The organism is Brevundimonas subvibrioides ATCC 15264, from assembly GCF_000144605.1.
GTDB classification, from domain to species: Bacteria; Pseudomonadota; Alphaproteobacteria; order Caulobacterales; family Caulobacteraceae; genus Brevundimonas; species Brevundimonas subvibrioides.
Genome location: NC_014375.1, coordinates 2,015,869 through 2,028,269, shown reverse-complemented (window position 1 = coordinate 2,028,269; position 12,401 = coordinate 2,015,869). Strand labels below are relative to the sequence as shown.

Annotated in this window: 4 protein-coding genes; 3 read left to right on the top strand and 1 reads right to left on the bottom strand. The window is 65.2% G+C overall.

Going from position 1 to position 12,401, the window contains the following annotated elements:
* Positions 1-74: 74 nt before the first annotated feature.
* Positions 75-1,493: a hypothetical protein gene (locus BRESU_RS10110; protein ID WP_013269449.1), complete on the bottom strand. Its 1,419-nt coding sequence runs from the start codon at positions 1,491-1,493 to the stop codon at positions 75-77.
* A 443-nt stretch (positions 1,494-1,936) separates the two neighbouring features.
* On the opposite strand from BRESU_RS10110, the gene BRESU_RS10105 reads away from it, so the two are divergent.
* From BRESU_RS10105 to BRESU_RS10095, 3 genes are read left to right on the top strand one after another with little or no spacing between them, the layout of a single operon-like run.
* A complete protein-coding gene (locus BRESU_RS10105; RefSeq protein WP_041761528.1) occupies positions 1,937-4,450 on the top strand; it encodes a hypothetical protein in 2,514 nt (837 codons plus the stop codon).
* Positions 4,447-6,516 carry a hypothetical protein gene (locus BRESU_RS10100; RefSeq protein ID WP_013269447.1) on the top strand — a complete coding sequence of 690 codons (2,070 nt, stop codon included), beginning with the start codon at positions 4,447-4,449 and terminating at the stop codon, positions 6,514-6,516. The genes BRESU_RS10105 and BRESU_RS10100 overlap by 4 nt, the downstream gene beginning before the upstream one ends.
* The gene (locus BRESU_RS10095; RefSeq protein ID WP_013269446.1) at positions 6,516-12,380 is read left to right on the top strand and encodes a DEAD/DEAH box helicase; all 5,865 of its coding nucleotides are present in this window, start codon (positions 6,516-6,518) and stop codon (positions 12,378-12,380) included. Before BRESU_RS10100 ends, BRESU_RS10095 begins: the two co-directional genes overlap by 1 nt.
* Positions 12,381-12,401 lie beyond the last annotated feature (21 nt).

Sequence of the window (12,401 nt, the reverse complement as noted above, 5' to 3'; positions counted from 1 at the left end):
GGCCCAGCCTCCCGTCCAAGGATGTGATCAGAAAACGTCAATCAAACCGATCAGGTAGAGAGAGGGCGCTCCGCTCAGGCGGCGGAGAGATGATCCAGCAGGCCAGCCAGGTCCGACGCGGCGGCCGGCCGGAAGGCAAGCAACTCCTCGTTCTTGAAGGTCGGAATCGAGTTCAAGTTGCTGTTCCGCCCGGACGGAGCGCCGCCCACGATCCGCGCGCTTGAGGCCAGGGAGGGCAGATTTTCACCATCCCGACGCGCGACGTAGACGACAGGCGGTCCCTTGCGCGCCTCGACCGCTATGGCCTTGCCCGTTCGCACGCTTTGGAAACGAAAGAGCTTGCGGCTGTGGCCCAACGCGAGCGGCCTGAAGCGAAGATCGGCCTTGATCGCCTCGACGATCTCCGATGTTGGACCGTCGACATGTTCCTCGCCCGGCGTCGCGAGGGCAGCCAGCTGGGCTTCGATTTCGCCGCGGGGAACGCGGACCCAGCTATCCTCGCAGGCTAGGGGGCCGAGCGCGGCATGCGCCCGAGGGTGCCGGAAGCGAGGGGCGCGCATGTGACTCAACGCATCCAGCGCTTCCCAGTAGTCGCCGATCACCTTGGAGCTCGCGCCGACGACGTAGCCTTCTTCAAGGCGGGCGTCGGGGGTGAACAGCTTGGGTTCGACATGCAGGTGTGCGCTGGCTACCGGGACGAACACGAAAGCCTCTGTCTCGTCTTCGGCCTCGGCCGCCTGGATCGGCTCCGGGAGCGCCCACATCGAGGGGAAATAGTCCGGAGCCTGTTCGCGGAGCCAGCTAATCGCGGAGGCTGGGGAGATCGAGCGGTTGGGCAGAACCTCAAGGTCTTTGTTCGACGACTTGCCCAAGGCTTCCGCGACCAGATTCTGGACCGTCTTGCGAACCCGCTCATAGGCCGCGGTCGAAGTCGCTCCCTCGTTCCGGGCCAGCGCCGACAGCGCGGCGAGCTGGTCGCCCGTGATGGGCCGGCCATTGTCGAGCGCCCAACGCGCGTTGGCGCCCATGGCAATCAGACGGAAGAAGTCCAGCGAGTGCACCGATGCTGGGGTTGTCTCGGCGATCCTGTTGGCGCGCTCCAGCCAACCCTCGATCCATGTCGACATCGTTTCACGAGTGGTGTCGCGATAGCCCGGCTCGACCATCCCGCTCGATGCGTAGCAATAGAGGGCGTGGGCGAAGCCACCGAGCTCGAAGTACAGGTTATCAACCCGGTCGAGGCTGTCCTTGAAAAAGACGCTCGGGACCTGGTTCCGGGTTTCCGCGAGGCGCTCCTCACCGTTACCGAAAGAACGGGCCCAAGCCTCCGCATCCACTTTTCGAAGAACGTCTCGAACCTCCTCCGCAGCCTCATCCGGGAGCAATGCTCCCATGGCCTCGTAATGTCTGGCCAAGGCCTCCAGCAGCTCGTGCGTGTGATCGCTGACATTGTTCAGATCGATCCAGGCATCAAAAACGTTGTCGTCGCGCATATCCAAACTCCATAAACCGGGAACAAACCGTTCCGCCATGCGGAGATAACTAGGCGGCTATCCAGTAACGGTCAAGAGGGAAACATATATTCCCGAAATTGGATAAATCTTCCCCGCTCGGCGCGACTGCGCGGTTCTCGACCGCGCTAGCCGGTCTGGCGCCATCCGTTGGGCGTCCGGTTCGCGGCCCGTCCGACACGCTCTCGTCACCAACGACGGCAGTGAATGGCCCCTGTGGGCCGGGAAAAATGATGGGCCCGCGCCGTGTGCACGATTTGACGGGCAGCCCGATCGCGGCTCGTGAGCGGCTTGGCGCCGTGCGGCGCCAGGGGTGTCATGGTTGCCGAGGACCAACGAAAACGTGGGTTGAAAGTCCTCGAGGACTAATCATAAGCTGAGCGATAGCGGAGGTGACAATCGCCGGTAGGGTTGGTCTGACCAGTATGGGCGTAGACATCACGCTTTCTCGATGGAGCGACGCGCTCGTCGAGGAAATCTTTCGGGATCGGGAAGGTGAGGGCAGGCCTGTCTCGACCATAGACGCGGGCGGAGCGCTGCTCGCGCGGGCTCTCGCCCGTGCCGGTGTCGATGTCGCCGAGGATGCCGCTCTCGCGATGTTCACCTCCGCGTTTCCGGCTCGCCCGCAGATGGTGCGGTGGTTCAGTGGCGTCGACAGCCCAGGCGCGAGCCTGCCCGCGTTCCTCATCCTTTGCTGCATCGCGGCCAGCGAGGCGGCCGGTTCCGAGGCCAACGACTACCGGGAACGTCTGCGGGAAATGATGGGCTGGGACGCAATCATCATGGATTGCGCCGCCCTTCCGACGTTGTGGCGAAGACTTGAAAGTTCGTGCGCGGCCGCGCCGCCGGATCGTCGACTACGACCGCTAGTCCTCCCCGATCCTAGGCACCGAACGCAAATTGGTCACGCCATCGAGCTGACCTTCCCATCCCGACAGGATGGTCGGCGCCTGAAGCGGGACCTTGAGCAGGGCGGACTCGCGGATCCCAACCACCCGGTGGCGGTGATGCGATGGCTCGGCGGACGAGTGGACCGATACTCACCGACCTTTCGGGAGACCTTCACCGACTTTCAGATCGCTTGGCGGTCGGGCGCGCGAGCGCTGACCGACCACCGTTTCTGGAGCGGTTGGCGAATGGTGGTGGAGACTTGGCGTCCGACCGACGTCCCGGAAGCCTTTCGGGTCGTCAGCGACGAATGGGGAAAATACCAGCTGATCGCCATGGACGGGGAGCCGACGACGCTAAGTCGGGTTGAGGCGGCATCCCCGCCGGGTCTCCGCCACCTGTTGACCAACGGATCTCCCGTGCTTCTGCGGGAGATCGATTGGGGCCAATGGACGTGGGTAGGCCGGGGCCGGTCCGCCGGTCGTGAGGCCCAAGCCGCTCTCATCCGCGAGAAAACACACAGCGCGAGCCTGTTGGCTCAACTGGATCGGGCCGTGGTTAGCGAAGCACCGGGGTGGGCCTTCACCACGGCCGTCGATCTCGTTGCTGGAACCGCCGTCCGGGATGCGGTCAGTGACGACGATCTGATCGACGTTCGGTTCGCCGGCGTCCCGAGGATCGATGGCGGCCGGTTGTCACGCCCCTCATTCCCCATTCGACTGCTCACGACGGGGCCCGTCGAGAGCGTCACGCTGTCGGGCGCCGTCGCGGAACAATTGGAACTCCAGCGGAGCGGGCCGCGTGAATGGTTGATTACTCCAACCGTCCCGGTCGAAGGACACGCCCAAGTTAGCGTCAAGGCCACCTGCGGCGACATCGTGCGATCCCTTTCCCTACGCCGGTCGGCGCTCGCGCCGGTGCTGGGCAAAGAGCTTCCGGACCGATTTCTCATTGACGAGGAAGCGTCGGGGTTTGCGCCGACTCGCGCGGAAGCCGTTGCTACCCGCTTCGAGGACCATGAGAGCGCCGCGACAGCCTGCCCGCAGCAGGGGCTGCTCGACCTCGTGGAATACTTGGCTGCCCGCCCTTGGGTGATGCCGCTCTCTGGCCTGCTGGAACTGGTGGACACGCTTCCGAAGGCGGACGCCGCTGGCAAGTGGTCCATACTGCGCGCGCTTCTCGAAGCCGGCGTGATAGAGCCCCTGCGCGTGAGGGGTTGGCGCGGTGGTGCCGCGATAGCGCGGTCCGCCCGAGCCGTCCTCGTTCCCCAACAGGACGTTTGCCGGCTACGTCTTGACGGTGTGATCAACGAGGTTCTGGCTTCTCGCGTTCAGGGCATCGCCGACAGACTTGGCCTGGGCGTGTCCATTGGCCCGGGCGTCGGGGATTGGTCATTGCCTCTCCTGTCGGTCGAGGGAGACCGGGAGGCCCTCCTCGCGCTCGCGGCGGAGGTGGGGGTCACCTGCGAATACATCTCACCCGACCTGGCCGGACACGTTCGCCCGCGTGACGCCGTGCCGAACGCCGACGGCTCGACACACGGAGCGCGCCAACTCGTCCGCATGGCCGACACCCGCCTCGCCGACCGAGGGATTCAGCTGAGCCTTTGCCGCAGGGAGGCGGAGGACGCGCCGCCGGTCTGGCTTGTTCAGGCCAGTGAGGGCGAGCCTCGATACTGGACTCACCGCCACCTGGCCCTCCTGGACGCGTGTGGCCTCGCGGGCGTCGCGCCTTTCGATATCCGGGACGGACTTCTGACCGCGAACGTGCCCGGTGTATTCTTGCCATTACCCGTGGCGCGCTGGCTCAGGCTCGCCACGGGCGTGCCCCCTGGGCCGTTCGATGGCGGATACGCCTATAAAACAACGCCATGCGTCGAGGCCATGATACGCGAGTTCATGGGGATGGACCGACCTGATTCGAGCCGCTTCCAACGCCCGCGCCCCGCGGGCCGCGGGCGGGGACCTGGAATGGCGTTCGCGAGCGGGTCATCCGTGGAGGTCCTGCCAATCTGGCGCTGGGCGCGCGTCAACCGTGGAGCCTCTCGTTGAGCAAGTCGAAGTTGGAGTACACCAGGTTTCATTTCGTCGGCCAGGTCGACTACGCGCAGCACAATTTCGCGCGCCTGAAGCCGCTGCTTTATTCGGAGACGGGTCGTCGCTGGGACGGCGTGGTCGATCGGACATGGTTCCCGAACGAAGGTCTCGTGTTCACGGTCCAAGCGGACTTGCGATACGCGGCGAACGGCTCTCTGTGGATTTTCCGCGTCGCGCCAAACGCTCGCGGCGAGGCGGTCGACAAGGATGTCTACAGCGCCATCCAGTCGAAGCCCGCCGTCGAGCTGATCGTCGGGATGGAACCCTTGGAGATCGAGCAGCTGCGCCAGCTGGTGACGGAAGAGGGGTTCGTCGGCGCGACCGCTGGAAAGGCGGGCGCGGCGGTTCCCGAGCTCAACGACCGGTGGGTCGTGCTGAACGAATTGGAGCGTGACGAGGAGGGGCGCTTCAGGCCCGCGCCCTCATTGAACCTGAAGCACCTCAAGGTACTGATCGGAACGCCGGAAGAGCTTTGCGGCATCCCCGCGCCGGGCGGTCAATTTGTCCTTCCTCCCATCCACCCCGCCAGCGGCGAGACGCGCAACTGGCTCCCGCCGACGCTGTTCTTGGAAACATTGGCGGCCGACCTGAAGCGCTGGATCCCGCACGGTCCGCAGCGGCCGAAAGCCCAAGCGGCGGCCCAGGCCCTCCGGGCGCTCGCGCCCGAGATGCCGGGGGTGTCCGCGCTTCGCGCCGACGACGCCAAGGTCGCGATGGCGCGGGCCACGAACCTGGCTGAATCCGCCGAAACGATCACGGGCGCGGCGGCCACGATCCTCGAACTGATCGTCGAGCAGGAACCCTTCAGGACCGAGATCGACCGACGGCGAGCAGCGATTACCACGGAGCTCGAGAGCGAGGCCTTGGCGGCTGTCGAGCAATTGGAAGGCGCGGCCCGGGACCGGCTGCGGGTCGAACAGGCTTCGCTGCAGGAGGAGATTGAAGGGGCCAAGGCTCGACGCGAGGCACTCCGAGCCGAAATCGAGGAGCTGGGAGCTGAAGCGGATCTCCTCAGGTCCGCTCGAGCCGACAATGTCGGCGCGCTGGAGGCGCAAGTTGACGCCGTCATTCAAAGGGCCGCGTCGGAACCCGCGCGCCTCCTCGCCGACTGGATCGGGGTCTCGGGTTTCGTCGTGGGAGGAATGAGCAGGGAGTCCGAGGCGCCCATTGCGTCCAATGTGGACCAGCGTTCGCCGGAACCCACGATAGCGCTCCCCGCCGCTCGTCCGATCTCCGCCGCCGACCTTGGCCCGTTGCTGTTCGCGGCGGGGCCGGCCATCAACCCTGGCCACCCGCGGCTCCTGATAATCGACGCCGCCCTCAGGGCCCGGGAACTGCCAGTGCTCATCGGGCCGTTCGCCCGCGAGTTCGCCGAGGCCTGGCTCGCCGTCGCCGGAGGCGAAATGCCGTTGTCCGTCATGACCGATCCCACGCTGCTTTCGATCACCGATCTGACCCCGCGAGGGGCGCGGGGAGACAAGGCGCCGCTTCAGGAGGCGTTCGAGCGCGCGCGATCCCGACCAGATCCGGTCGTCGTGCTTCTCGATGACCTTGATCCCGCCTCCGCCGGATTCTGGCTGCCCGAACTGGCGCGATCCCAGCGACAGCCGCAGCGGTACGGCTTTCCGCCCAACCTATTGTTCATCGCCGTCGTCGAGGCGGACGCCAGCCAAATGAACCTCACCCAGCTGCGGGCGGGGGAGCTCTTCCCATTGGTCTTCGACGACTGCGAAGTGATCGACACGAGCCCGTCGCGTCCGCCCTCTCCACTCACACTGATACCTGAAATCATGAATGGGCCCGCCACGTCGACGAGCTGGACCGCGAGAGTCTCCGCGCTGGAGTCGTCCCTGAGCGTGACGTTCAAGGCCGACGACGCCAAGTCGATCGCCGGTGAACTCTCGGACTTCCTGCGATGCTGCAAGGGGCGAGGCGCGCTCGCGCCAACCGATGGATCGCTTGCCAACCTTCTTCTGAAATCCGCGAGCCGCTTGCGTCACGGCGGCGCTGGGGAAAGCTGATGTACGATCCGATCGGGGCGTTCGAGCGCATGCGCGACTTCTTTGTCGCCTACCTCGATACGGCATTTAAGATTCGCTCACCGGCTGTCGCTGACGCGCGCCGCGAGCTCCTTTCGACCGCCGGACGCATGTGCGCCGAGGCGATGATCGAGCCCGTGCTCCGGTATCGCTCGTCGCCGCAACGGCTGGAGGACCTGATCGAGGCCCCCGGCGCGCTAGACCCCTTGTCCCGCGAGGCACGCATCGCCTTCACGGAGCTGGCCGGATCCGGGCTTTTCGAGGGTGAGGATGTGAGCGGAAAGCCTTGGCGACGCCGGCCGGCCTTCGCTCCCTATGAACACCAGGCACGGATGCTCGAGCGTGGCCTTCGGCCCGGAACGCCAGGCATCGTTACCTCTGGCACCGGGTCGGGCAAGACCGAGAGCTTTCTCCTCCCCATCCTGGCGCAGATCTCAAGCGAGGCCGTTGGCTGGCCCGCGCCATCCGCTCCCCTTGGGGCCGAGGATTGGTGGGAGTCCGACAGCGCGGATTTCCGACCCGCGCGCCGCGCCGAGAGCCCGCATCGCCCCAAGGCGGTCCGCGCGCTCATTCTCTATCCGATGAACGCCTTGGTCGAGGACCAGCTTACCCGTCTGCGCAAGACACTGGATTCCAAGGAGGCGCGGCAAACCTGCCGGGACCGGTTCAATGGAAACCTCATCTATTTTGGCCGCTACAACAGCCAAACTCCGAGCACCGGCTTCAATCGCCATCCGTATCGGGCGGGTGACACCTCGGAGCAGCGTGCCCGGCAGCGGCGTCTAAAGAGAAACCGCGAACATCTTAGGGCGATCGCCGAGGGCCAGGCATTGGCCGAAACCTACGATCGCGAGCAGGCGGCGAAGTTGGGTCGCGATGTGGAGGAGGAAACGCGTTTTCTCTTCCCGGCGATCGATGGAGCGGAACTCAACACCCGCTGGGACATCCAAGCGACGCCCCCCGACGTCCTGGTGACCAACTCATCGATGCTGAACGCGATGATGGCACGGGAGGTCGAGGAACCCATCCTCGAGCAGACTAGGTCCTGGCTGCGGGCGAACGACGACGCCTACTTCTACCTTGTCATTGATGAACTGCATCTCGTTCGCGGCTCGTCGGGCTCGGAGGTCGCCGGACTTCTGAGAATGCTCATAAACAGGCTTGGGCTTGATGATCCCGCCCACCGCCACAAGCTGCGGATCCTCGCCTCCAGCGCCTCGCTTCCGATCGATGGCGTCGGCGGCGAGGCATCGCTCAAGTATCTCTGGGACTTCTTCGGCGAGAACGGCACATTCTCGGCCGCCGGCGTTGGCGCGGAAGGACCAGCCTTCTGGTCCAACTGCGTGGTGCCTGGCGAACCTGAGGCCGGTGTCGAGCGGTCGGCGATCCTCGATCCCGCGCCATTTTCGGGTTTGCTGGCGGACGCGTGCGGGGAGGCGGCGGCGGTTCTTCGAGCACCGAGCCTCGACGCGCTCGACAGCGGCATTACCCGGGCTCTCGCCGCCGTGGGCGGCGCCGCGCCTGAACTTGATCAGCGCGCACGCGATCTGGCGGAAGCGGCAGCCGCTGTCCTGTTATCCGCTTGCCGGAGGGAAGACGGTCTCAGGGCGCGCGCGGCCAGCGAACTCGCGGTTCGAATATTTGGCGGTCCCGATCTACGCCCGCTTCGCGGGCTGTTGATAGCTCGCGCGCTGGGCGATGTGCTCGCGTCCGAACCCGGCCGGAAGGCTAGGGTCTCGGCCACCACGCCTTCGTTCCGCGTGCATTTCTTTTTCCGGGCGCTGGAGGGTTTGTTCGCGACGATTTCCCGGGGCGAGGATGGCGAGGTCGCCTATTCATCCCTGTCGATCGAACGGGGGTCGGGTCTGGCTCGAACGGGCACGGACGGGCCGCCCCGGCGCCTGATCGAGACCCTGTACTGTGAGGCCTGCGGCGAGCTCTTCGTGGGGGGCATGCGTTCGGCCAACGGGGCGGGTGGAGCGATAGACTTGCTCCCGTCCTCGGCCAACCTTGAGGCGCTTCCGTTCGGCGCGTCCGGCACGGAGTTCGAGGATCTCAGCCACCAAGAGTACGCGATATTCTGGCCGACAAGCCGGGCGGGCGCGGAGACTCCAGAGACTATGAGCGGCCGGGACGCCAGCCGGCCCAGGTGGGACGAGGCCTATCTCGATCCGTTTGGCGCGCGAATATGGCGCGATCGCCTGAACGAGGACGTGGTCCGAGGGCTCGTCTTCAATCGGTCGACCCAAGCCTCGCACAAGGACGCGCGCGATCGCGCGTTTGGTGATCGAGGCTCGGCGACACCCGCCGCCTGCCCGGCGTGCGGTACCTCATACGTTCTCAGATCGCAGGGGCGATCCTCTCCGCTGCGCAATTTCCGCACGGGTTTCGCGAAGACATCCCAGCTGCTCGCCACCGAGCTTTTCGAGGTACTTCACGCGCCGAGACCGGCGGTTTCGCCAAAGGCGATCGTCTTCTCGGACAGCCGGCAAGACGCGGCGAGAGCCGCGGTGGAACTCGAGGCGGATCACTTCAGGGCCCTGATCCGGGATGTGATCGTGCGCTTGACGCGCGAGAGGATCGACGCGGACTATCGGGCGGAGGACCGGGCGACCGTCGAAGAGGCCATGCGTGCCGCCGCCGCCGAGATGGACTACACCGAGGCTGCGCGGCTGAAGGCGATTTTGACCCAGAAGGAGTCGCTGGCGATCGAGACCGAGCCGCTCACGGCCCTCGCGCAGGATCCGGATGATACCGCGTATCTCGCGACGACGCCGGCCGCCGACCCCCCCATGGCGCAGTTGATCTCCCGCCTCGTCCGTCTCGGCATCCATCCCAGCGATTCCAGCGTCGCCTCCGATGATGAGTGGTGGCGACTGTTCACCATGGATGGCGAAAATCTCAAATGGGCGAGGCCCTCGGGAGCGCTGGACGCCAACGCGATCCAGGGCAAACGCCGCGAGATCGCGGAAGAGCAGCGCGAGGCGCTGCATGACACGCTCTTCAACAAGACCTACTTTTCATTCGAGGAGGCGGGTCTCGGCTATCCCACCTTCTTCACGCGCGGGGAATACAGCGCGGAGCGTGACGAACTTGACGCGCTGCTTCGCGTCTTGGCGGACACCTACCGGGTGGATGGATCGCGCTTCGTGGACGTCAGCCAAATCAAGCAGTGGTCTTCAGCGGCCGACGTACCAGTGGGAAATCGGGTGCGTCGCTTCTGCGAGGCGGCCTCGCCTGGAAATGGTGATCAGTATCTCAACACCGCGCTTGACCGCTTGAGGCAAGCGGACCTGGGGCACAATGGTGGTGTGGTCCGGCTGTTCTCACTGGGCGTGAGGCTGGCGAGGGCGGACACGCCATTCTGGCGATGCACGCGCTGTGACCGGGCACATCTTCATCGTGGCGCTCAGGTCTGCACTCGATGCGGTGACCCACTTCCCGCCACGGCCGCAGGGGTGGCGAAGGATCTGTGGCGGCACAATTTCCTCGCTCACCGTGTCGATCGCGCGGGCACCGGCGCGGAGGAACCCTTCCGTCTTCGTAGTGAGGAACTGACCGGGCAGACGCGAAACGGCGCGGAGCGTCTTCGTCGTTTCCGCGGCATCCTGGTCGAGGAAGGGGCTGGACAGGCGGCGAGGCTGCCAAAACTCGGCAAGGAAATCGACCTCCTGAGCGTCACCACTACGATGGAGGTGGGGATCGACATTGGGCCGCTGCAGGCCGTCTACCAAGCGAACATGCCGCCACAGCGCTTCAACTACCAGCAACGAGTCGGGCGGGCGGGTCGGCGCGGACAGGCGTTCTCGATCGTCGTCACCGTTTGTCGTAGCCGTAGCCATGACCTGCACTATTTCCGGCATCCAGAGAGGATCACCGGAGACGCGCCACCCCCGCCCTTCTTGGCCGCCGGCTATGAGGACATCCCGCTCCGCGTTGTCCGCAAGGCCTGGCTTCAGGCGGCGTTCAAGTATCTCCGCCTGAAGCACCAAGGGCGCTATCGCGGCTATGACGTCCAACCACCAGACATTCACGGGGAGTTCGTCCTAGTCGCGGACTACAAGGATAACGCCTCGCCCTGGCGCGATGAGCTTCGCGATGCGCTTGGCGCAACGGTCGCGGCCCGAGACGCCGCCGTTGTCCTCGTCGCGGGCGACTTGCCCCCCGCGCTGATCGCGAAAATGGAGGATGCGCTCGAGGTCAATGTCCTGATGGCCGCGATATCCGACGTTATCGCGCGTGAAGGACGGTGGGATATCGGCGTGGCTCACGCGCTGGCCGAGGGCGGGCTGTTACCGATGTATGGCATGCCGACCCGCGTCCGCCCCCTGTATCTGGGGCTCCATTCGTCGGGGCCCGACGATCTCGACTGGGATACGACCGACCGCGATTCGGACCTCGCGATTTACGAGTTTTCGCCGGGTGCGTCGTTGGTTCGCGACAAGCGCGTTCATACCGCCGTTGGTCTCACTTCGTCCCTTCCCAAGCCCCAAAAGCGCGGTGCGTGGGTGATGCCTGGCCAAGACCAGAGGTCGGCGCATGACGATGAATGGTGGATGGCCAGATGCGATGGCTGTGGCGGGTGGACTCGCGCCGATCAACCCGATGACATGACCTGCGTGGCGTGTGGCGCCGCGATCGTTCGCGACGCGTTCAAGCACTGCATATCTCCGGCCGCGTATAGGACCGATTTCAAGCCCAAACGCACCGGTGAGGAAGAACTGAGAATCGTTCGGTCGCGCATTGTCTGCGCGGAAGCGTCGGATGTCCGACCGGTCCGCGCGGAGGGTAGCAACCTCGCCGTCAGTCTTGAGAGAACGGCCAAGATCGTTCGTCTCAACCCGGGCTATGACCCGAATCCCCTGCAATCGGCGGGTTTCTCCTTCGAGCAGGGGCGGCAGCGCGCGGCTCCCAAGCCAAGCGCGTGGATGACCTTCTCGAACCAGGCGTTGGAAACCGAATATGCCTCAACGCTGCGCAGTCCCGACTGGACCCCGGATGCGGAACCCGTCTCCGGCTGGCTTGCGTCCAGGAAAACCACGGACAGCTTGTTCCTGACGCCCGCCGTGATGCATCCGCTGCTTGATATCTCGCGGGTCGCTGGCGCGGACGAGCGCGTCGCCGTCAGGGCGGCGGCCCTGACATCGTGCTTCTTGCTGGTCGATCGGGCCGCCCTGGAGCTGGACGTCGATCCGGGCGAATTCGATATTCTTCCGCCTCGGCTTTACCAGCCCGACGGCGTCAAGCGGCCCATGCTTCAGATCGCCGACACGCTGGTGAATGGCTCCGGTTTGTCGCGACGTCTTGCCCAAACACCGGAAAGGCCGTGGGCGATCGACCTACTCTCAAGCATTGTCGGAGATGGCGCGTCTTGGCCGCTGGGCGAGTTCATGACCACGGCGCATCGACAGTCTTGCGATCAGGCTTGCTATGAGTGCCTCCAGAGATATGGCAACCGAAGCTATCACGGCCTTCTAGACTGGCGCCTGGGCCTCTCCTTCGCCCGGGCCTTGGTCGATCCCGGTTACACAGCCGGGGCCGAAGGGGATTTCAGCGCGCCCGAACTCGTTGATTGGCGCAGCATGGCGGATGATGCCCTGGAACGCGTGGCGAGGGGAACGAGCGACCTAGAGGTTATCAGCAGTGGTCCACTTCCCGCCCTGAGGTTGAGGCGCACGGGTGGCGACGCCGTGATCGCGATACACCACCCCCTCTGGCGCGTTGAAGGTGTCATCTCGCCGCTCATTGATCAGATGCACAGGCTTCACCCCGGTCCGGTTCGCTTGATCGACAGCTTCGAACTGGCGCGGCGACCATTCCAGAAAATCGCGGGCCTTTCATTCTGATGTGGGTCCCGCCATCCCCCC